We start from the raw sequence: 21,340 nt of genomic DNA, 5'->3' as shown, positions 1-21,340 counted from the left end.
ACTTCCGTACGTGGCGGGCGGGGGGACCTTGCCCGGTCGAGTGGCCACTTCCGTACGGGGCGGGCGGGGGGACCTTGCCCGGTCGAGTGGCCACTTCCGTACGGGGGGCCGCGGGACCTTGCCGGGTCGAGTGGCCACTCGACGTGTGGGTGCAGAACTGGCCACTCGACCTTGCCGGGTCGAGTGGCCACTTCCGTACGGGGGGTCCGTCAGATCTTGCGCAGGCGCACCCGGCGCACGGCGTGGTTCTCCCCCTTGGAGAGCACGAGCGTCGCCCGGGAGCGGGTGGGCAGGATGTTCTCCACGAGGTTGGGTCCGTTGATCTCGCGCCAGATCCGGTTCGCCGTCGCGATGGCCTCGGCGTCGGACAGCGCGGCATACCGGTGGAAGTAGGACTGGGGGTTGGAGAACGCGGTCTCGCGCAGTCGCAGGAACCGCTCGACGTACCACGTGCGCACGTCGTCGACCCACGCGTCGACGTAGACCGAGAAGTCGAAGAAGTCGCTGATCGCCATGCCGCTGCCGCGCACCGGGTGGATCATCGGGGCCTGGAGCACGTTGAGCCCCTCGACGATGAGCACGTCGGGGCGGCGCACGACGATCTGCTCGCCGGGGACGATGTCGTAGCTGAGGTGCGAGTACACCGGCGCGGAGACCTCCGGCCGTCCTGACTTGACCTCGGCGACGAAGCGCAGCAGCGCCCGGCGGTCGTAGGACTCCGGAAAGCCCTTGCGGCCGAGCAGGCCGCGGCTCTCGAGCTCGGCGTTGGGGTAGAGGAAGCCGTCGGTCGTCACGAGCTCCACCCGTGGGGTGTCCGGCCAGCGGGCCAGCAGCTCGCGCAGGATGCGGGCCGTCGTCGACTTCCCCACGGCCACCGACCCGGCCACGCCGATCACGAAGGGAGTCTTGGCCGGCCGCTCCCCGAGGAAGTCGGTCGTCACCTGGTGCAGCTGGCGCGTCCCCGCGACGTAGAAGGCGAGCAGCCGCGACAGCGGCAGGTAGACCTCCTCCACCTCGCGCATGTCGACGCGGTCCCCGAGCCCCTGCACCCGGGCGATGTCGGTGTCGTCGAGGCTGAGCGGGTAGTTTTCCCGCAAGCGCGACCACGCCGCCCGGTCGAGCTCCACGTACGGCGTGGTGAACGTCTCGGTGGTCTCGCTCGTCGGCTGCCGCACGCCCGCCATTGTGTCCTACCCCCCGAGGCGGCGTGCTCGCACGGTCCGGCCTCGGCGGCCGCGTCCCGTAGGCTGGGGCGTATGTGCGGAATCGTGGGATACGTCGGCCGGGGCGCTGACGGCAAGGCGCTCGACGTCGTCCTGGAGGGCCTGGCCCGCCTGGAGTACCGGGGCTACGACTCCGCAGGAGTCGCGCTGCTCGACGGCGACCATGTCGAGACACGCAAGAAGTCCGGCAAGCTCGCCAACCTCCGGGCCGAGCTCGACGCCCACCCCCTGCCGCCGTCCGCGACGGGCATCGGGCACACCCGCTGGGCCACCCACGGCGGCCCGACGGACGAGAACGCCCACCCGCACCGGGGCGGCGAGGACGGCAGGCTCGCCCTCATCCACAACGGGATCATCGAGAACTTCCACTCCCTGAAGACCGAGCTGCTCGCCGCCGGCGTCGAGTTCACCAGCGAGACCGACACCGAGGTCGTCGCCCACCTGCTGGCGGCGGCATACGACGAGCGGGGTGACCTCACCGAGGCGATGCGCGCGGTGGTCTCCGGGCTGAAGGGCGCCTTCACGCTCCTCGCCATCCACGCCGACCAGCCCGGGGTCGTCGTCGGGGCGCGACGCAACAGCCCGCTCGTCGTCGGGCTGGGCGAGGACGCCACCTACCTCGGCTCCGACGTCGCGGCCTTCATCGGGCACACGCGGCACGCGCTCGAGCTCGCCCAGGACCAGATCGTCACCATCACGCCGGACGGCGCCACGATCATGGGCTTCGACGGCACGCCGGCGCAGGGCAAGGCCTACGAGGTCACCTGGGACGCCGCCGCCGCGGAGAAGGGCGGCTACGCCACCTTCATGGAGAAGGAGATCCACGACCAGCCGCACGCGGTGCGCGACACCCTGCTCGGGCGGACCGACGGCGCCGGCCGGCTCGTCCTCGACGAGCTGCGCATCCCGGAGGAGCAGCTCACGGCCATCGACCGGATCGTCGTCGTCGCCTGCGGCACGGCCGCGTATGCCGGGATGACGGCGAAGTACGCCATCGAGCACTGGACGCGCATCCCCGTCGAGGTCGCCCTCGCCCACGAGTTCCGCTACAGCGACCCGGTGGTCAGTGAGCGGACCCTCGTCGTGTCGATCAGCCAGTCCGGCGAGACCATGGACACGCTCATGGCGGTCAAGCACGCCAGGGAGCTCGGGGCCATGACCATCTCCGTGTGCAACACGCACGGCTCGACCATCCCCCGGGAGTCGGACGCGGTGCTCTACACCCACGCCGGCCCGGAGATCGCCGTCGCCTCCACCAAGGCCTTCCTCGCCCAGATCACCGCGTGCTACGTCCTCGGCCTCTACCTCGCCCAGCTGCGTGGCGGGTCGTATGCCGACGACGCGCAGTCGGTCATGAAGGAGCTGGGGGAGGTGCCGGACAAGATCGAGGCGCTGCTCGGTCGGATGGACCGCGTCCAGGAGATCGCGCGCTTCATGGCCGACACCCGCTCGGTGCTCTTCCTCGGCCGCCACGTCGGCTACCCCGTCGCCATGGAGGGCGCGCTCAAGCTCAAGGAGCTGGCCTACATCCACGCGGAGGGCTTCGCCGCCGGCGAGCTGAAGCACGGGCCCATCGCGCTCATCGAGCCGGGGCAGCCGGTGTTCGTCGTCGTGCCGTCGCCGACGAGCGAGCACGGCCTGCACGGCAAGGTCGTCTCCAACATCCAGGAGATCCGGGCCCGTGGGGCGCGCACCCTCGTCATCGCCGAGGACGGCGACGAGGACGTCGTGCCGTTCGCCGACGAGGTCATCCGCATCCCCGCGACCGCGCCGCTGCTCGCGCCGCTGCTCGCCGTCGTCCCGCTGCAGGTCTTCGCGCTGTGGCTGTCCACCGCCAAGGGCCTCGACGTGGACCAGCCGCGCAACCTCGCGAAGTCCGTCACCGTCGAGTGACGCCCCGCACGAGGAGCGTCGGGCCGTGATCATCGGAGTGGGCATCGACGTCGTCGACGTCGAGCGCTTCGAGGCGACCCTCGAGCGCACGCCCGCGCTGCGCGAGCGGCTCTTCACCGCGCAGGAGCTCACCCTCGGGATCGCCTCGCTCGCAGCCCGGTTCGCCGCCAAGGAGGCGCTCGCCAAGTCGCTCGGGGCGCCGTCCGGGATGCACTGGACGGACGCCTGGGTCGTGACGAACTCCGCAGGCAGGCCGTTCCTCGAGGTCCGCGGGACGGTGCAGTCCCGGGCGAGCGAGCTCGGTGTCGACTCCTTCCACGTCTCGCTCTCGCACGACGCGGGCATCGCGTCCGCGGTCGTCATCGCGGAGGGCTGATGATCCGCGCCCATGCCGTCGAGGCGGTGCGCGCCGCGGAGTCGGCCGCGATGGCGAGGCTGCCCGAGGGCGAGCTGATGCGCCGGGCCGCACACGGCCTCGCCGAGGTGGCGGCGGCCCGGCTCGCGGAGCGGGACGGCCGCACCGTCGTGGCCCTCGTCGGAGGCGGGGACAACGGCGGCGACGCCCTGTATGCCGTCGCCGAGCTCGCGCGGTCGGGGCTCGCCTGCGTCGCCGTGCTCCTCCCCGCAGATCGGTCCGGCGCCCACGCGTCCGGGCTGCTCGCCGCGGAGGAGGCGGGGGCGTCCGTGGTCGTGGCGGCGAAGGACCGGGACGCCGCCGCCGCGGCCGTGCGGGCGGCCGACGTCGTCCTCGACGGCATCACGGGCATCGGCGGCCGGCCCGGCCTGCGGGCCGACGCGGCGGCGCTCGTCGGCGCGGTGCCCGACGAGGCGTGGGTGATCGCCGTCGACGTCGCGAGCGGGCTGGACCCGTCCGGCCTCGTCCGGGCGGCGGACACGGTCTGGGCCGACGAGACGGTGACCTTCGGCACTCCCAAGCCGGCCCACCTGCTGCCGGCCGGCGAGGCGGCGACCGGCCGGCTCACCGTCGTCGACATCGGGATCGACGTGGCCGACGTGCCCGCCGCGGTCGAGCGGCTCACCGTCGGCGACGGCGCCCGGCTGTGGCCCGTGCCGGGGCCAGGGGACGACAAGTACTCGCGCGGCGTGCTCGGCGTCGTGGCGGGGGGCGAGTCCTACCCGGGCGCGGCGGTGCTTGCCGTGACGGCGGCGGTGGAGGCCGGGGCGGGCATGGTGCGCTACGTCGGCACCCCGACGCCCACCGCTCTCGTGCGGGCCGCGGTGCCCGAGGCGGTCCACGGCCCCGGGCGGGTGCAGGCATGGCTCGTCGGCCCGGGCCTGGACGTCACGGCCGAGGGGGACGAGGCCGAGCACCAGCTCGCCGTGGCGGCGCAGGCCCTCGACAGCGACCTGGCTGTCGTGCTCGACGCGGGAGGCCTCGACCTCCTCGAGGGCACGAGGGCGGCGCCCACCCTGCTCACCCCGCACGCGGGTGAGCTGGCCCGGCTGCTCGGACGGCTCACCGGCCGTGAGGTCGCCCGCGCCGACGTGGAGCGCGACCCGGTCGGGCACTGTCGCCGGCTCGCCGAGCGGACCGGGGCCGTCGTGCTCCTCAAGGGCTCGACCACCCTGGTCGTGGGCGAGGACCCCTCGGCACCGGTGCGGTCCCAGGCCGACGCTCCTGCCTGGCTGGCGACCGCGGGCGCCGGGGACGTCCTCGCCGGCCTCGTCGGGACGCTCCTCGCGGCAGGGCTTGCCCCCCGCGACGCCGGATCCCTCGGCGCGCTCGTGCACGGCGTGGCCGCCGACCTCGCCTCGGGCGGCGGGCCGCTGCGCGCCACCGCGGTGGCGGGCGGCATACCGGCTGCCGTGCGCCGGCTGCTGACGCGCCGTCGGTGATCCGCCGGCGGCCCGGCAGGACATGACTTGCCGGGCCGCAATCACGGAACGTCCGCGGCCATCTGGGACACTGGGGCCAATGACCACGAATGCCGCCGGGCCCGAGGCGATCCCTCTGTGGGCCGAGATCGACTTGACCGCCCTCGAGCACAACGTGCGGGCACTGCGCGAGCGTGCCCCGGGCGCCGAGCTCATGGCCGTCGTCAAGGCGGACGCGTACGGTCATGGGCTCGTGCCGTGTGCGCAGGTGGCGGTCCGGGCGGGGGCCACGTGGCTCGGCGTCGCCCAGCTGTCCGAGGCGTGCGCCCTGCGCGACGCGGGGGTCGGCACCCGCCTGCTGTCGTGGATCTACGCGCCCGGGGCCGACCTGGCAGGTGCGCTGCGGCGCGACATCGACCTGTCCGCATCGGCGCCGTGGGCACTCGACGAGATCGCCGGGGCCGCGCGGCTGACCGGCCGCACCGCCCGCGTGCACCTCAAGGTCGACACCGGCCTCGGCCGCGGGGGCGCCTTCGGCGGCGACTGGACGACGCTGGTGCGCCACGCCCGGCGCCTCGAGGCCGAGGAGGCCATCCGCATCGTCGGCGCCTGGACCCACTTCGCCTTCGCGGACGCACCCGAGCACCCGACCGTCCTCGCGCAGCAGGAGCGCTTCTTCGAGGCGGCGGCCGAGGCGGAGCGCGAGGGGGCGCGTCTCGAGGTGCGCCACCTCGCCAACTCGGCCGCCACGCTGCTGCACCCGGGCGCCCACGCCGACCTCGTGCGGCCGGGCATCGCCGTGTACGGCCTGTCGCCGGTGCCGCAGGTCGCCGACGACTTCGGGCTGCGACCCGTCATGACGCTCAAGGCGCGCCTCGTCCTCGTCAAGCGGCTGCCGGCCGGCCAGGGCATCAGCTACGGCCACGCCTACGCGCCGGCGACGGACACCGTGGTCGGGCTCGTCCCCGCCGGCTACGCCGACGGCATCCCCCGGCACGCCTCCGGCGCCGGCCCCGTGCTCGTCGGCACCACCCGCAGCCGGGTCGCGGGCCGGGTCTGCATGGACCAGTTCGTCGTCGACCTCGGAGCCGGCAGCCCGGCGCGTGCGGGGGACGAGGTCGTGCTCTTCGGGGGCGCCCCGGGGGAGCCGACCGCACAGGAGTGGGCCGACGCGGCCGGGACCATCAGCTACGAGATCGTGACCCGGCTCGGAGCCCGGGTGCCACGCATCCACGTCGGCGTCCCCGCGGGCATTCCCGCCGGCATTCCCGCCGGTATGCCCGCAGACGTCCCCGTCGGCATTCCGGCCGGGTTGTCCGGCGGTGGACCGGAGGCGGCCCGATGAGCCCGAGGGCGAGGCGCCACCCGATCGTCGGCATCGGGGCGGCGGTCGTCGCTGCCGCGGCCGGGGTCGCGGCCGGCGTCGTCGCCGACCGGGCGAGCAAGAACCGCGCGGCGGCGGCGGCGCTGGAGACCGACGACGGCTTCGAGATCACCCCGACGCAGGAGCGAGTGGTCATCACCAACGACGGCGTCCCCCTGCACGTCGAGATCGACGTGCCGACCGCCGCGGCCGCGTCCGCGGCGGCCGACGGGGTGACCCGCGGCGGGCGCCCCGACGAGCTGCCGACCATCGTGCTCACCCACGGCTACTGCCTCAGCCTCGCCTGCTGGATCTACCAGCGGCGTGCCCTCGTCGAGGCCGGCTACCGGGTCGTCAGCTGGGACCAGCGTGGGCACGGGCGCTCCGGGCGCGCCGACTCGGAGTCCTACGTCATCGACCGGCTGGGCGCCGACCTGCACGCCGTGCTGGAGCAGGTCGTCCCGACCGGCGACCTCGTCCTCGTGGGCCAGTCCATGGGCGGCATGACGATCCTCGCCTTCGGCGAGCAGTTCCCGCAGCTGGTGCGCGACCGGGTGGTGGGGCTGGCCCTCGTCGGCACCAGCCCCGGCGGCCTCGACCTCGCCAACGGCGGCAAGCTCGCGACGATGGGACGCATGCTGCTCGAGGTGCTCGGGCCACGGCTCCTGCGGCCGCTCAGCGAGCGGCCCGAGCTGTTCTCCCGGCTGCGGCGCGCGACCCGGGACATCGAGGAGTTCTTCGTCGAGCAGCACTCGTTCGCCTCGCCCGTGCCCCGGTCCCTCGTGCGCTACACCGCCGACATGCTCCTCGGCACGCCGCTCGACGTCGTCGAGGGCTATCTGAAGACCTTCGACGGGTTCGACAAGCGGCCTGCCCTGTCGGAGTTCACCTCGACCATCGTGCTCGTCTTCAACGGCCGTCAGGACGTCCTCACGCCACCGGCCCACAGCGAGCTCATCGTCGCGGCGATCCCCGGGGCCGAGCACGTCGTCGTCAACGACGCGGGCCACCTCATCATGCTCGAGCACCCGGACCTGCTGAACGCCCACCTCCTGCAGCTCGTCGACCGGGCGGCGCGGGCCCGGGCCGAGCACATCGACGTGAGCCGGGCGCCGCGGGTGCGCCGCGTCGTCACGGACGTGGCCCGCGAGCGGCGGATGCGCCGCCGGGCCGCCGGACGCAAGGACGGCTCCGGCGATGGCGCGGCGGAGGAGGAGAGCCGAGCCCGTGGAGCGTGAGCTCCGCTGGCAGAGCGCCGGCGACACCCAGGCCTTCGGGCGCTGGCTCGGTGGCCGGCTGAGGCGCGGCGACGTCATCGTCCTCACCGGCGAGCTCGGCGCGGGCAAGACGACGCTCACCCAGGGCATCGGCGCGGGCCTCGGCGTGCGCGGCCCGGTCACGTCCCCCACCTTCGTCATCGCGCGCCACCACCCGTCGCTCGTGGGTGGCCCCGCGCTCGTCCACGTCGACGCCTACCGCCTCGGCAGCTCCGTGGAGCTCGACGACCTCGACCTCGACGCGGACCTCGAGGACAGCGTCACGGTCGTCGAGTGGGGCGCCGGGCTCGCGGAGCAGCTGAGCGACGAGCGACTGGAGATCCGCCTCGCGGGCGATGAGGTGCGCACCGCCCGGCTGCGCGGCGTGGGCCGCCGCTGGGACGAGGTCGTGGACACGGCCGGGATAGCGTGACCCGCGTGCTCCTGCTCGCGATCGACACGTCGACGACGGCCATCACGGCTGCCCTCTGCGACGGCGACTCTGTGCTGGCCGAGGCCACGACGCTCGACGCCCGCGCACACGCGGAGCACCTCGCACCGGGCATCCGGACGGTGCTGGCGGACGTCGGGGCCCGCCCGGCCGACGTCACCGACGTCGCCGTCGGCACCGGGCCGGGCCCGTTCACCGGCCTGCGCGTCGGCATCGCCACGGCGCGCACGTTCGCGTTCGCGCTCGGGGTGCCGGTGCACGGCGTCTGCAGCCTCGACGCGCTGGCCCACGCCGCGTGGCTCGCCGAGCCGGAGCGGGCGGGGGAGCTGCTCGTCGCCACCGACGCGAGGCGCAAGGAGGTGTATGCCGCCGTCTACCGCCTCTCCGCGTCGGGAGCCGAGCGGGTCGACGGCCCGTGCGTGAGCCGTGCGGCCGACCTGCCCGAGCCGGTGCGCTCGCTGCCGGCCGTGGGACGCGGGCCCCTGCTCTACCCCGGCGCGCTGCCGCACGGCGCGCCGCCGCTCGACGTCAGCGCGGGGACGTTGGCCGACCTCGCCGTCCGGCGGCTGCGGGCGGGGGAGCGCCTCCCTGGGGTCGATCCGCTCTACCTGCGCCGCCCCGACGCCGCCCCCACCGGCTCGACTGGACCGAGCCGGAAGTCGACCCTCGGATGAGGCAGCGGCACGCACCACTGCGCCCACCACCCCCAGCTCCATCCGGAGCCGAGCTGGATTCGGGCACCTCCTGCGCCCGGCATCACCTCGAGCGGGGAGGGTCGGTGACCCTGCGGGAGCTCGAGTGGACGGACCTCGAGGCGCTCGCGCGGCTGGAGGTGGCGCTCTTCGCCGACGACGCCTGGTCGCTCGCGACGTGGTGGGCGGAGCTCGCCGAAAGGCCGCGCCGTGACTACGTCGTGGCCGTCGGCGAGGACGGCTCCGTGAGCGGTTATGCCGGGATCGACGTCGCGGGAGACGTCGCCGACGTCATGACGCTCGCAGTGTCGCCCGCGGCCCAGGGGGTGGGGCTCGGCGGCATACTCCTGCGTGCTCTTGTGGAGCGCGCGATCGCCCGTGGGGCCGGGTCGCTCCTCCTCGAGGTGCGCGCCGACAACGCCGCGGCGCGAGCACTCTATGAGCGCAACGGATTCCGCACGATCTCCGTGCGGCGCCGCTACTACCAGCCCGGCGACGTGGACGCCCTCGTCATGCGCCGCCTGCTCCGGGAGGACCGCGATGGCTGACGAACCCCTCGTGCTCGGCATCGAGACGTCGTGCGACGAGACGGGCGTGGGCATCGTCCGCGGCGGGGCGCTCCTCGTGGACACCGTCGCGAGCAGCGTGGACGAGCACGCGCGCTTCGGCGGCGTCGTGCCCGAGGTGGCGAGCCGTGCCCACCTCGAGGAGATGGTGCCCACGCTCGAGCGCGCCTGTCGCGACGCGGGCGTCGCGCTGCGCGACCTCGACGCCGTCGCGGTGACCTCGGGGCCGGGGCTGGCCGGGTCCCTGCTCGTCGGGGTGGCCGCCGCCAAGGCACTCGCGGTGGCGCTCGGCATACCCCTCTACGGCGTCAACCACCTCGCCTCGCACGTCGCGGTCGACATCCTCGAGCACGGCCCGCTGCCGGAGCCGACCATGGCCCTGCTCGTCTCCGGTGGTCACTCCTCGCTGCTGCTCGTGCCTGACGTGACGCAGGACGTCCGCCCGCTCGGCGCCACGATCGACGACGCCGCAGGGGAGGCGTTCGACAAGGTGGCACGCGTGCTCGGGCTGCCCTTCCCGGGGGGACCACACGTGGATCGCGTTGCACGAGAAGGCAACCGGCTCGCCATCGACTTCCCGCGGGGTCTGACCGGAGGTCGGGACCTGGAGCGCCACCGCTTCGACTTCTCCTTCTCCGGGCTCAAGACGGCGGTGGCCCGCTGGGTGGAGCTGCGGCAGCGGGCGGGGGAGCCCGTGCCCGTGGCCGACGTCGCGGCGAGCTTCCAGGAGGCGGTCGTCGACGTGCTCACCCGCAAGGCGCTGCTGGCCTGCCGCGAGAACGGCGTCGAGCACCTGCTCGTCGGCGGGGGCGTCGCGGCCAACAGCCGCCTGCGGGCGCTCGCCGAGGAGCGCTGCGCCGCCGCCGGCGTGTCGCTGCGGGTGCCGCGCCCCGGCCTGTGCACCGACAACGGCGCGATGGTCGCCGCCCTCGGGGCGCAGCTCGTCACGCGCGGCCGGGCGCCCTCGGACCTCGGCCTGCCCACGGACTCCTCGATGCCGGTGACCCTCGTCCGCGCCTGACCTCCCAGTTGTCTGCCGGGCTGGGTATCGCTCTGGCGGTACCTGACCTCCCAGATATCTGGGAGGTCAGCAGTGGGCCAGGCCGAGGCGCAGTTTCAGGTCGACGACCCGGGTGGCGGCGGCCTCGACCTTGGCGGCGAAGCCGGGGTCCCGGCTCATCCACGTCGTGAGCGCGTCGTGCATGGCGGGGACGTTGCCGGGCGTCGCCGTGAGCACGATGTCGCCACCGGCCGCGACGAAGCGCGTCGCGCGCGCCCCGACGGGCACGGCGGCGACGGCACGGGCGGCGCCGACGTCGTCGGTGACGATCACCCCGTGGTAGCCCAGGCGCTCCCGTAGCAGGCCGGTGACGACGGCCCGCGAGAAGAGCGCGTTAGCGCCCGGGTCGATCCGGGTGTAGATGGCCGAGCCCACCATGACAAGGTCGGCTCCGGCCCGGATTCCCGCGGCGAAGGGGCGCAGGTAGGGATCGTCCGCCGTGGTGGTCCGGTCGGTGATGCCCGTCGACGTGAGGTCCGTGTTGCCGGTGATCCGGCCCAGCCCGGGGAAGTGCTTGACCGTTGCCGCGACCCCACCGCGGTGCATCCCGGCCACGAAGGCCGCGACCTTGCGGGCCACGTCGTCGGGGTCGCTGGAGAACTGGCGATCCCAGCGGCCGATGGGCTGGTTGGCCCGGCCGAGATCGGCCGGCACCGTGTCGGCGACCGGTGCCAGGTTGACGGTGATCCCGGCAGCACGCAGCTGGCGGGCCCACCCGGCGGAGGCCGCGGTGAGCTGGTCGGGCGACAGGGCGTCCTGGCCGCGCGCCGACGGCATCCGGTCGAAGCCGGGCCCCTGCAGCTGCTGGACCTGCCCACCCTCCTGGTCGGCGGCGAGCAGCAGTCCCAGGCGGCCGGCCGAGGTCGTGGGGGCGAGGGCCTGCAGGTGCGCGGTCGTCGCGCTCACCGACCCCGCCCCGGAGGACCAGCCACCGAGCAGGATCACCCCGCCGAGGTGCCGAGCGGTGACGACGCGGTCGAGGCTCCGCCGGGCGGCGTCCACGTCCAGGCCGACCATGAGCAGCTGGCCCGCGCGCTCGGAGGCGGACAGCCGGTCGACGAGCGTCGTCGCGCACGACGCCGGGGGTGGGGGCGGCGTGGGTGAGGGTGCGGGGCGGCTTCCCCGGGGCGTCGGCGTGGCCGGCTGGGAGGGCCCAGACGAGGCGGCGGCCGTGGTCGAGGCACGCTGTGTCGGCATCGACGACGGGCCCGCACCCGAGCTTCCGGTGCCTGACCCGGTCGCGCCGCCGCCCGTCGCAGGGCCCGCGATGGGCGACGGCCCGGTGCAGGCCGCGAGCGCCAGCCCGACCACGAGGGCGGCCGTGAGGGCGCCGACCGTCAACGGGGATCGCCGCGGTCCCCGGCGCCGGGTGGGTCGGCCTCCTGCGGTATGCGTGGACGTGCGGGACCGGCGCATCCTCACACGGTACTGCCGGACGATCCCCGTCCGACGGCAGCCCTCGTCCGCACGGCCGGCCCTGCAGGCGCGGTCCGGGACCACGCCAGGACTGCGCCTGGCTCGCCGGCCTGCGCTCGCGGCCAGGAACTGCTCGCACACGCGCGTCCCCTGACCGAAGACTCAGCCCCCGACCGAAACCGCAGGTCGGTCGGCTCCAGGTCCGTCGGCTGCAGGTCCCTCGGCTGCGGGCCTGCGGGGCTGGGCGGCCGGGCGATACCGTGCCGGTCGTGAGCGTCAGCCGCACCCCCGTCGTCCTCGACGTCGACACCGGCGTCGACGACGCGTGCGCCCTGCTGCTGGCGGCGCTGCACCCGGCCATCGACCTGCGGGCGGTCTCGTGCGTCGACGGCAACGCCGCTCTCGACGATGTCGTGCGCAACACCCTGACCGTGCTTGACGCCGCCGGGCGTCCCGACGTGCCCGTCGCCCGGGGGGCCGACCGGCCGCTCCTGGAGCCGGCCGCCGGCGCGAGGCACGTCCACGGCGACGACGGCCTGGGCGACCTGGGCGACCTGGGCTGGACGCCGAGCGACCGGTCTCCCGACTCCCGCCACGGTGTCGAGCTGTTGCGAGACACCTGCCTCGAGGCGGCCGGGCAGGGTCGGCCCGTGGCGCTCGTGCCCCTCGCCCCGCTCACCAACGTCGCCCTCCTGCTCCGGACGTATCCCGAGGCTGCCCGAGGCATCGCGGAGATCGTCTTCATGGGCGGCGCGGCGGCCACGGGCAGCACCACGGCGACGGGCAGCACCACGGCGACGGCGGAGTTCAACGTCGTGCACGACCCGGAGGCGGCGGCCATCGTCCTCGCCGCCGCCCAAGAGCTGGAAGTCCCGGTCACGATGTACGGCCTCGACGTGTTCTACGAGCCCGTCGTGACCCGGCAGGAGGCCGCCGCCCTCGTCGCGACCGGCGGGCGGGCGGCCGAGCTGGGTGGCCGGCTCCTCCAGTTCCAGTGCGAGCGGTTCGGCCGCGCGGCGGCCACCATCGGCGACGCGGGCGCCGTGTGCGCCGTGATCGACCGGGGCGCCCTTGTCACCGAGCTGCTCTCCGTGCGGGTCGAGCTCGCCGGGGCGCGGTCCCGAGGTCGCACGATCGTCGACCGCCGCGAGCAGGACACCGACCTGGCGCGCGAGACCCACCCCGAGACGCCCACCACCGTCCGGGTCGCCCTCGGCGTCGACGGCCCGCGGTATGCCGCCCTCTGGCAGCACACGCTGCTCGGGAAGGCGCGCTGATGGCCCGGGTCGTGGTCCTGGGCTCCCTCAACGTCGACGTCGTCACGCGCGTCGAGCGGCACCCGAGGCCGGGCGAGACGGTCCTCGGCGAGCCGGCCGGCCGGTTCGCGGGCGGCAAGGGCGCCAACCAGGCCGTGGCCGCCCGGCGGGCCGGCGCGGACGTGACGATGCTGGGCGCCGTCGGCCGGGACGACGCGGGCACGGCATACCTCGCTCGGCTGCGCGCCCTCGGGATCACGTGCATGGTGCCCCAGCTCGACGCGCATCCCACCGGGACGGCGCTCATCACCGTCGACGAGGCCGGGGAGAACACCATCGTCGTCGTCCCCGGCGCCAACGCCGCCCTGTCACGGCCGCAGCTCGTCCTCGCGCCCGGGGACGTGCTCCTCGCCTCCCTCGAGGTGCCCGTGGGCATCGTCGCGGAGGCCGCGCGCCGCGCCCACGCCGCGGGGGCGCGGGTCGTGCTCAACCTCGCGCCGTATGCCGCCGTGCCGCCCGACGTCGTGGCGCTCGCCGACCCCCTCGTGGTCAACGAGAGCGAGGCGGCCCTGCTCGCCGACTCCGACCTGCTGCCGAGCTCGCTGCTCGTCACCTTCGGGGCGGCCGGTGCAGTGTGGGACGGCGAGCGTGTCGACGGCGTCGCGGTCCCGGCCGACCGGCTCGTCGACAGCGTGGGGGCGGGTGACGCCTTCTGCGGCGCGCTGGCCGCGGCGCTCGCGGCCGGGGCCGACCGGACCGAGGCCCTCGCCGTCGCCGCGCGGGCCGGCGCCGACGCGGTGGCGTGGCCCGGGGCCCAACCCCACGCCGCCCTGTGACCCCCGGGGAAGCGGGACACCAGCGCGGCGCCGAGCGCACACTGGACCATGGCCATCCAGATGCGCTCTCTGCTCACCGGTGCCCACCGCGAGCTGCGCGTCCACCCGGTCGAGAAGTGGGTGCGCGCGGACCTGCGCGGCGCGCCGGTGGTGAGCTCCACCCGGGCGGTCCTCGTGTGGGAGCCGCGCCGGGTCGTGCCGTCGTATGCCGTGCCGGTCGCCGACGTCGACGGTGAGCTCGTGCCATGGACGGGCCAGCCGGGCGAGGAGCGTCCGGTGCCCCTCGGCGACCTCCCGGGCGCGCTCACACCCGGGTCGCCCTTCTCGGTGCACACGACGCAGGGCCGCCCGCTGACGATCCGCACCGGCCGGGGTGACCTGCCGGGTGCGGCCTTTGCCCCGGACGACCCTCATCTGGGCGGCTATGTCGTGCTCGACTGGAACGCCTTCACCCAGTGGTTCGAGGAGGACGAGCCGGTCATGGGCCACCCGCACGACCCCTTCTCGCGGATCGACTGCCTGCGCAGCAGCCGGCGGGTCGTCGTCGCCCACGGGGAGCACGTGCTCGCCGACTCAGCCCGCGCGACCCTGCTCTACGAGACACCGCTCCCGGTGCGCTTCTACGTGCCACGCGAGGACGTGCGGATGGACCTGCTGACGCCGAGCGAGACGCACACGATCTGCGCCTACAAGGGGGTGGCCTCCTACTGGTCGGCGCACGTCGACGGGCGGATGGTGCCCGACATCGCCTGGACCTACGAGGAGCCGCTCCACGACGCGGCGCCGGTGCGGGGCCTGCTTGCCTTCTTCACCGAGCGCCTCGACCTCACGGTCGACGGCATACGTCGTGAGCGTCCGCGCACACCGTGGTCGTGACCGTCGCGCTGGCCCAGCCTCCTGGTGACGTCACCGGCCGACGGGACACGTTGACGCCGAATGCGCGAGGCTTAGCCAGGCTTAGTCCGATATGCTGCCTGCCATGGTCATCGTCAACGTTCACGAGGCGAAGTCGACCCTGTCCAAGTTGCTGCAGAGGGTGGAGGCGGGAGAACGGATCGTCATCGCACGTGCTGGTCGTCCCGTCGCCGACCTCGTGCCCCATCCGCGTGCAGAGCTCGTCTTCGGGACGGCGGCCGGACAGCTCGAGTACGACTCCGACACCTTCGACGCCCTGGACGAGGACGTCGCTCGGCTGTTCGAGGGGTTCTGATGCTGCTCGACACCCACGTGCTCCTGTGGATCGTCGACGACCATGCGCGCCTGGGCGCGGAAGCGCGCCGGCGGCTCACGTCGGCCGAGGAGGTGCTCGTCTCTGCTGCGAGCCTGTGGGAGCTCGCCATCAAGGTCGCCCTGGGCAAGGTCGCCGCTCCCAACGACCTCCCCGGGCGCATCGCGGAGGCTGGCCTCGGCACCTTGGCGGTGACCGCCCCGCACGCCTGGCTCTCCCGTGCGATGGAGGGGCTGCCGCATCGCGACCCGTTCGACCGGCTGCTCGTCACCCAGGCGGCTATCGAGCGGCTGCCCTTCGTCACGGCCGACCGGGCCCTCCTCGGCAGCGATCTCTCTCCGCGAGTGGAGCTCGTGGACGCACGGGTCTGACCGCCCGAACCGGGCGCTCGCGGACTCAGGCGGGGGCGACGACGAGGGCCACCTGGGCGCCCGCCACGCGCGTGAGCACGAGCGTCGCCTCGGAGCCGCCCCTGCCGCGCCCGGTCATCTTGAGCTGGCGCCGCAGCACGTCCGGGTCGAGGGTCACCCCGCGCTTCTTGATCGTCACCCGGTCGTGGCCGTGGTCGCGCAGCCACCGGGCGAGGTGCTTCGTCGACAGGGGCATGGCCGCCACGATGCGGTAGCGCCGCGCCCAGTCGACCTCGTATGCCGCCTCGCTGGTGACGTAGCCGACACCGGCGTCGAGCTCGCGGCCATCGACGCGGGCGACGAGCGCCCCGCCGAGCCCCGCGCGGAGCACGGCCCGGTCCGCCTCGTAGAGCCAGGCGCCGAGCCGCTCGAGCGACTCCAGCGCGGGCACCCCCGCGGCCGGCGCCGCGTCGGCCTCGGTGACGACGACCGTCCCGGCCTCACGGCATACCGCGGCCGTCCGTCCCGCCTCGTGGACGAGCGGCCCCCACCAGACGACGCACTCGAGGACCTCGCCCGCCCACGAGCTCCACTGGGCCTCCGCGCCCGCCGGGAGCGCCCCGTGCGGCAGCGAGGGGGACAGCTTGGCGCCGGTGGCCGGCACGTGCGCGGCATACCGCCGCACGTCCGCCCACGACGGGGAGATGGCGTCGAGCGAGAACACCCGCTTGGTGCGCCCCCGCGCGTCGGCGATGCCCGACACCCGCCGGGCGGGGTCGAGCCACACCCCCAGGTGGCGGGCAGCCTCCCCGGCAGGCAGCCGCACGTCCTCGGCGCGCGCGCAGGTCACCGACGCGGAGGGCCAGTGCCGCAGGTTGGCCGCCGCGACCGCCGCCGTGGCGGGGTCCGCGTCCACGGCGCGCACCGCGAGGTCCAGGCCGGCGAAGGCCATGGCGTCGGCGCCCACCCCGCAGCCGAGGTCGTGCACCGTGCGGACGCCGGCGGCGGCATACCGTGCGGCGTGCCGGGCCGCGAGCGGCAGCCTCGTGGCCTGCTCAAGGCCGTCGGGGGTGAACAGCATCCCGGCCGCGAACTCCCCGAACTTGTCCACCGCCCGGGCCCGCAGCCGGGACTGGGTGAGCGCGGCGGCAACGAGGTCGGGGGCGAACCCCGCGTCGCGGAGGCGCTGCTGGAGGGGCAGCGAGGCGGCCTCGTCGTAGGGTGGCAGCGCCTGCAGCAGCGCCCAGCCCTCGCCGTGCGAGAGGCGCTCGACCATGGCCGCGTCCATGGGCGGCATCCTCGCACCCGACCCCGCGGACCGTCGGGGGTTCCCCGGGGCCCGCGCCGCCACGGCTCGTGCGCTCCTGTATTGGCACTCGACTTGACCGAGTGCTAACAGGTACCTAGATTCTTCCCGTTGGCACTCTCACCTCGAAAGTGCCAGTGCACTCCCGGAAAGTGGGTCGACCCCCGCGACGGCGGCCTGCATGTGGAGAGCCACAGTCCCTAGCCCGTTCCGACTGTCCCGAAGGGAAGGTCACCACCGTGTCGGTTGACATCAAGCCGCTCGAAGACCGCATCGTCGTCAAGTCCCTGGAGGCCGAGCAGACCACCGCGTCCGGCCTCGTCATCCCGGACACCGCCAAGGAGAAGCCCCAGGAGGGCGAGGTCCTGGCCGTGGGTCCCGGTCGCTTCAACGACACCGGCACCGAGCGGGTCCCGCTCGACGTCAAGGTCGGCGACAAGGTCATCTACAGCAAGTACGGCGGCACCGAGGTCAAGTACGCCGGCGAGGAGTTCCTGATCCTCAGCGCCCGCGACGTCCTCGCCGTCGTCGGCTGAGACCCGACAGCCGGCTTCCGCAGCCCCGGTCACGGGGGCGTATGCCGTGAGCGCACCCCGGTGAGCCCCGTCGGGGCCTCGCTGGGGTGCGCCGCGTTCGGCGCCGGTCCGCCCCGCCGAGCGTCAACCCTTCCAGCCACCCACTCCGAGCCAAAGGAATCTCATGGCCAAGCAGTTGGAGTTCACCGACTCCGCCCGTAAGTCGCTCGAGCGCGGCGTCGACGCGCTCGCCAACGCCGTCAAGGTGACGCTCGGCCCCAAGGGCCGCAACGTCGTGATCGACAAGAAGTGGGGCGCCCCCACGATCACCAACGACGGCGTCACGATCGCCCGCGAGATCGAGCTGGACGACTCCTACGAGAACCTCGGCGCCCAGCTGGCGAAGGAGGTCGCGACCAAGACGAACGACGTCGCCGGTGACGGGACGACCACCGCGACCGTCCTCGCCCAGGCCATGGTCAAGGAGGGTCTGCGCAACGTCGCCGCCGGCGCCGCCCCGGCGGCGCTCAAGCGCGGCATGGACAAGGCGGTCACGGCCGTCAACAACGAGCTGCTCAAGATCGCGCGCGACGTCGAGGGCAAGGCCGAGATCTCCTCGGTCGCCACGCTGTCCGCCCAGGACTCGGTGCTCGGCGACCTCATCGGCGAGGCCTTCGACAAGGTCGGCAAGGACGGGGTCATCACCGTCGAGGAGTCCTCGTCCACCTCGACCGAGCTCGAGTTCACCGAGGGCATGCAGTTCGACAAGGGCTACCTCTCGGCATACTTCGTCACCGACACCGAGCGCATGGAGACGGTCCTCGAGGACGCCTACGTCCTGATCAACCAGGGCAAGATCTCGGCCGTCGCCGACGTGCTGCCGGTCCTCGAGAAGGTCGTCCAGTCGGGCAAGCCGCTGCTCATCATCGCCGAGGACGTCGAGGGCGAGGCCCTGTCGACGCTCGTCGTCAACAAGATCCGCGGCACGTTCACCGTGGCCGCGGTCAAGGCCCCCGGCTTCGGCGACCGCCGCAAGGCCATGCTGCAGGACATCGCCGTCCTCACCGGCGGTCAGGTCATCGCCGAGGAGGTCGGCCTCAAGCTCGACCAGGCGGACCTCACCGTGCTCGGCCGGGCGCGCCGGGTCGTGATCACCAAGGACAACACGACCATCATCGACGGCGCCGGCGACGAGTCCGAGGTCACCGGACGCGTGCACCAGATCAAGGCCGAGATCGAGCGGACCGACTCCGACTGGGACCGCGAGAAGCTGCAGGAGCGCCTCGCCAAGCTCGCCGGTGGCGTCTGCGTCATCAAGGTGGGAGCCCACACCGAGGTGGAGCTGAAGGAGAAGAAGCACCGCATCGAGGACGCCATCTCCGCGACCCGCGCCGCGATCGAGGAGGGCATCGTCGCCGGCGGCGGCACCGCGCTCATCCACGCAGCCACGGTCATCGACGGCCTGGGCCTTAATGGTGACGAGGCCACGGGTGCCGCGATCGTGCGCAAGGCGGTCCAGGAGCCGCTGCGCTGGATCGCCGAGAACGCCGGGCTGCAGGGCTACGTCGTCACCTCCAAGGTGGCCGACATGCCCCTGGGCCAGGGACTCAACGCGGCGACCGGCGAGTACGGCGACCTCATGGCGGCGGGGGTCATCGACCCGGTCAAGGTCACCCGGTCGGCGCTGCGCAACGCCGAGTCGATCGCCTCGATGATCCTCACGACCGACACGCTCGTCGTCGACAAGCCGGAGGAGCAGCCGGACGCCGCCGGGGGCCACGGTCACGGGCACGGCCACTGAGCCGACGCCCCAAGCGGGGCCGACGCCCCAAGCGGGCACCAGCACGACGCGAGGGCCGCTCCCCGGAAGGGGAGCGGCCCTCGTCGCGCCTGCGTGGTCAGGAGGCGGCGGCGATGTCCCTGGCGGCATAGATGGCCTCGCGCTCGGTCTCGGTCAGCCCGCCCCACACCCCGTAGGGCTCGCGGACCTCGAGGGCGTGGTTGCGGCACTGCAGGAGCACGGGGCACCCTGCGCACACGGCCTTGGCTGCGGCGTCGCGGGAGCGCCGACGGGGGCCGCGCTCGCCTTCCGGGTGGAAGAACGCCTCGGGGTTGACGCCCCGACAGGCGCCCTTGAGCTGCCAGTCCCACAGGTCCGCCACGGGTCCGGGAAGTCGGGTGATCTCAGCCATGTTCTCGTCTCTCGATCAGGCGGGGGTCCCCCCTCCGCTGCCTCATCACGTGCCCGACGCTGCGGGTTCGTGCTTCGACGCTATTCCCGTCCGGAAGCGCACATAAGAACCGGAGGTTCAAGACTTGTTCAAGAATGTCCCCCGGAATGACAGGGAAACCGGCGCACGGCGGGCAGTCCGGCGGGCCGTCGGGTGGGCAGGTCCTCTCTCGCTGCTGCCCTAGAATCGGGTGATGAGCTTCGGATCCCCTGACGTGCCTGCGCCGTTCGCCGCTCTTGGGCTGACCTACGACGACGTGCTCCTCCTCCCGGGCGAGACCGACGTCATTCCGAGCGAAGTCGACACCACGACGCGCCTCACCCGCGAGATCTCGCTGCGCGTGCCCTTGGTCTCGGCGGCCATGGACACCGTGACGGAGGCACGCATGGCCATCGCCATGGCCCGTCAGGGCGGCCTCGGGGTGCTGCACCGCAACCTGTCCATCGAGGACCAGGCCTACCAGGTCGACCTCGTCAAGCGGACCCAGACGGGCCGGATCACCAACCCGGTGACGATCGGCCCGGACGCCTCGCTGGAGGACCTCGACAACATCTGCGGCCAGTACCGCGTCTCCGGCCTGCCCGTCGTCGACGCCGACAACACCCTGATCGGGATCATCACCAACCGCGACCTGCGCTTCACGCCCGTCGCGGAGTGGGCGACCACGCTCGTCCGCGACGTGATGACCCGTATGCCGCTCATCACCGGCCCGGTCGACATCGACCGGGACACGGCGGCGGCCCTGCTGCGGCAGCACAAGCGGGAGCGGCTGCCCCTGGTCGACGCCGACGGCCGGCTGGCCGGGCTCATCACGGTCAAGGACTTCGTCAAGTCGGAGCAGTTCCCCGACGCGAGCAAGGACGCGGACGGCCGCCTTCTCGTCGGGGCGGCCGTCGGCTATTTCGGCGATGCGTGGCAGCGCGCGACCACCCTGGTCGAGGCGGGGGTGGACGTCCTCGTCGTCGACACCGCGCACGGTCACGCCCGGCTGCTGCTCGACATGATCAAGAAGCTCAAGGGCGACCCCGCCATGTCCGGCGTCCAGATCGTCGGCGGCAACATCGCCACGCGGCAGGGCGCCCAGGCGCTCGTCGACGCCGGGGTCGACGCCGTCAAGGTCGGCGTGGGGCCCGGGTCGATCTGCACGACGCGCGTCGTCGCCGGGGTCGGCGTGCCGCAGGTGACCGCCATCCACGAGGCCGCCCAGGCGTGCGGCCCGGCGGGCGTGCCGCTCATCGGCGACGGCGGTCTGCAGTACTCCGGCGACATCGCCAAGGCACTCGTCGCGGGTGCCGACACGGTCATGATCGGCTCGCTGCTCGCCGGGTCCGAGGAGAGCCCCGGCGACCTGGTGCTCGTGAACGGCAAGCAGTTCAAGTCCTACCGGGGCATGGGCTCGATCGGGGCGATGAGCTCGCGCGGCAAGAAGTCCTACTCCCGGGACCGCTACTTCCAGGCCGACGTCACGAGCGACGAGCAGCTCGTGCCGGAGGGCATCGAAGGGCAGGTGGCCTACAAGGGTCCCGTGTCCACCGTCGCGCGGCAGCTCGTCGGCGGGCTGCACCAGTCGATGTTCTACGTGGGGGCCCGGACCATCCCGGAGCTGAAGGAGCGCGGCCGGTTCGTGCGGATCACGGCCGCGGGCCTGAAGGAGAGCCACCCGCACGACGTGCAGGCGATCGTCGAGGCCCCCAACTACTCCAGCCGCTGACCCTCGTCGAGTGGCCACTTCCGCGCGCCTCCCCCTCGTCGAGTGGCCACTTCGGTGCACCCTCCCTCGTCGAGTGGCCACTTCCGCGCGCCTCTCCTTCGTCGAGTGGCCACTTCCGCGCGCCTCTCCTTCGTCGAGTGGCCACTTCGGT

21 protein-coding genes are annotated in these 21,340 nt (G+C 73.7%); 17 read left to right on the top strand and 4 right to left on the bottom strand.

What is annotated here, in order from left to right:
- Positions 1–209: 209 nt before the first annotated feature.
- Positions 210–1,175: a type I pantothenate kinase gene (coaA, locus tag VFJ94_RS10450; protein WP_414654598.1), complete on the bottom strand. Its 966-nt coding sequence runs from the start codon at positions 1,173–1,175 to the stop codon at positions 210–212.
- 81 nt (positions 1,176–1,256) lie between these two features.
- Between coaA and glmS the strand changes: the two genes are divergently transcribed.
- The 9 genes from glmS to tsaD all read left to right on the top strand — a co-directional run bounded on the left by glmS (position 1,257) and on the right by tsaD (position 10,301).
- Positions 1,257–3,116 (top strand): glutamine--fructose-6-phosphate transaminase (isomerizing), encoded by a 1,860-nt coding sequence (glmS, locus tag VFJ94_RS10445; protein ID WP_325004146.1) that lies wholly within the window; start codon positions 1,257–1,259, stop codon positions 3,114–3,116.
- 25 nt (positions 3,117–3,141) lie between these two features.
- A complete protein-coding gene (locus VFJ94_RS10440) occupies positions 3,142–3,492 on the top strand; it encodes a holo-ACP synthase (protein WP_325004145.1) in 351 nt (116 codons plus the stop codon).
- Positions 3,492–4,973, top strand: coding sequence for a bifunctional ADP-dependent NAD(P)H-hydrate dehydratase/NAD(P)H-hydrate epimerase (locus VFJ94_RS10435; RefSeq protein WP_325004144.1), 1,482 nt, complete (start codon positions 3,492–3,494; stop codon positions 4,971–4,973). The genes VFJ94_RS10440 and VFJ94_RS10435 overlap by 1 nt, the downstream gene beginning before the upstream one ends.
- A 79-nt stretch (positions 4,974–5,052) precedes the next feature.
- Entirely contained in the window at positions 5,053–6,297 is a 1,245-nt protein-coding gene (alr, locus tag VFJ94_RS10430; RefSeq protein WP_325004143.1) for an alanine racemase, read from the top strand.
- A complete protein-coding gene (locus VFJ94_RS10425; protein WP_325004142.1) occupies positions 6,294–7,553 on the top strand; it encodes an alpha/beta hydrolase in 1,260 nt (419 codons plus the stop codon). Before alr ends, VFJ94_RS10425 begins: the two co-directional genes overlap by 4 nt.
- Complete coding sequence (tsaE, locus tag VFJ94_RS10420; protein WP_414654597.1) at positions 7,513–8,004, top strand: tRNA (adenosine(37)-N6)-threonylcarbamoyltransferase complex ATPase subunit type 1 TsaE; 492 nt, start codon at positions 7,513–7,515, stop codon at positions 8,002–8,004. The genes VFJ94_RS10425 and tsaE overlap by 41 nt, the downstream gene beginning before the upstream one ends.
- Before the next feature lie 5 nt (positions 8,005–8,009).
- A complete protein-coding gene (gene tsaB / locus VFJ94_RS10415) occupies positions 8,010–8,696 on the top strand; it encodes a tRNA (adenosine(37)-N6)-threonylcarbamoyltransferase complex dimerization subunit type 1 TsaB (protein ID WP_325004140.1) in 687 nt (228 codons plus the stop codon).
- 104 nt (positions 8,697–8,800) lie between these two features.
- Positions 8,801–9,262, top strand: coding sequence for a ribosomal protein S18-alanine N-acetyltransferase (gene rimI, locus VFJ94_RS10410; protein WP_414654596.1), 462 nt, complete (start codon positions 8,801–8,803; stop codon positions 9,260–9,262).
- Positions 9,255–10,301, top strand: a complete 1,047-nt coding sequence (gene tsaD, locus VFJ94_RS10405; RefSeq protein ID WP_325004139.1) for a tRNA (adenosine(37)-N6)-threonylcarbamoyltransferase complex transferase subunit TsaD — start codon at positions 9,255–9,257, stop codon at positions 10,299–10,301. Before rimI ends, tsaD begins: the two co-directional genes overlap by 8 nt.
- Before the next feature lie 66 nt (positions 10,302–10,367).
- Here the strand turns inward: tsaD and VFJ94_RS10400 are convergent, their stop codons facing one another.
- Positions 10,368–11,756, bottom strand: coding sequence for a glycoside hydrolase family 3 N-terminal domain-containing protein (locus VFJ94_RS10400; protein WP_325004138.1), 1,389 nt, complete (start codon positions 11,754–11,756; stop codon positions 10,368–10,370).
- A 269-nt stretch (positions 11,757–12,025) separates the two neighbouring features.
- Here VFJ94_RS10400 and VFJ94_RS10395 point away from each other — a divergent pair, with 269 nt between their 5' ends.
- From VFJ94_RS10395 to VFJ94_RS10375, 5 genes are all read left to right on the top strand, one after another.
- Positions 12,026–13,033, top strand: a complete 1,008-nt coding sequence (locus tag VFJ94_RS10395; protein WP_325004137.1) for a nucleoside hydrolase — start codon at positions 12,026–12,028, stop codon at positions 13,031–13,033.
- Positions 13,033–13,848 carry a ribokinase gene (locus tag VFJ94_RS10390; protein ID WP_325004136.1) on the top strand — a complete coding sequence of 272 codons (816 nt, stop codon included), beginning with the start codon at positions 13,033–13,035 and terminating at the stop codon, positions 13,846–13,848. Before VFJ94_RS10395 ends, VFJ94_RS10390 begins: the two co-directional genes overlap by 1 nt.
- A gap of 48 nt (positions 13,849–13,896) precedes the next feature.
- Positions 13,897–14,724: a DUF427 domain-containing protein gene (locus VFJ94_RS10385; protein ID WP_325004135.1), complete on the top strand. Its 828-nt coding sequence runs from the start codon at positions 13,897–13,899 to the stop codon at positions 14,722–14,724.
- 103 nt (positions 14,725–14,827) lie between these two features.
- A complete protein-coding gene (locus tag VFJ94_RS10380; RefSeq protein WP_325004134.1) occupies positions 14,828–15,058 on the top strand; it encodes a type II toxin-antitoxin system prevent-host-death family antitoxin in 231 nt (76 codons plus the stop codon).
- Positions 15,058–15,447, top strand: coding sequence for a type II toxin-antitoxin system VapC family toxin (locus VFJ94_RS10375; protein WP_325004133.1), 390 nt, complete (start codon positions 15,058–15,060; stop codon positions 15,445–15,447). The genes VFJ94_RS10380 and VFJ94_RS10375 overlap by 1 nt, the downstream gene beginning before the upstream one ends.
- 25 nt (positions 15,448–15,472) lie before the next feature.
- Here the strand turns inward: VFJ94_RS10375 and VFJ94_RS10370 are convergent, their stop codons facing one another.
- Positions 15,473–16,714, bottom strand: coding sequence for a THUMP-like domain-containing protein (locus VFJ94_RS10370; protein ID WP_325004132.1), 1,242 nt, complete (start codon positions 16,712–16,714; stop codon positions 15,473–15,475).
- A 257-nt stretch (positions 16,715–16,971) separates the two neighbouring features.
- Between VFJ94_RS10370 and groES the strand changes: the two genes are divergently transcribed.
- Both groES and groL read left to right on the top strand, forming a co-directional pair.
- Positions 16,972–17,268, top strand: a complete 297-nt coding sequence (gene groES, locus VFJ94_RS10365) for a co-chaperone GroES (RefSeq protein ID WP_325004131.1) — start codon at positions 16,972–16,974, stop codon at positions 17,266–17,268.
- Between the two features lie 163 nt (positions 17,269–17,431).
- A complete protein-coding gene (groL, locus tag VFJ94_RS10360) occupies positions 17,432–19,048 on the top strand; it encodes a chaperonin GroEL (RefSeq protein WP_325004130.1) in 1,617 nt (538 codons plus the stop codon).
- Positions 19,049–19,145: 97 nt separating this feature from the next.
- On the opposite strand, the gene VFJ94_RS10355 is transcribed toward groL, so the two are convergent.
- Complete coding sequence (locus VFJ94_RS10355) at positions 19,146–19,439, bottom strand: WhiB family transcriptional regulator (RefSeq protein WP_325004129.1); 294 nt, start codon at positions 19,437–19,439, stop codon at positions 19,146–19,148.
- Positions 19,440–19,671: 232 nt separating this feature from the next.
- Between VFJ94_RS10355 and guaB the strand changes: the two genes are divergently transcribed.
- The gene (gene guaB / locus VFJ94_RS10350) at positions 19,672–21,189 is read left to right on the top strand and encodes an IMP dehydrogenase (RefSeq protein ID WP_325004128.1); all 1,518 of its coding nucleotides are present in this window, start codon (positions 19,672–19,674) and stop codon (positions 21,187–21,189) included.
- The last annotated feature ends 151 nt before the right edge of the window (positions 21,190–21,340 follow it).

The organism is Intrasporangium sp. (assembly GCF_035688975.1).
In the GTDB taxonomy this organism is placed as follows: Bacteria; Actinomycetota; Actinomycetes; order Actinomycetales; family Dermatophilaceae; genus CALMNV01.
This window is presented reverse-complemented; position numbering and strand designations above follow the sequence as displayed.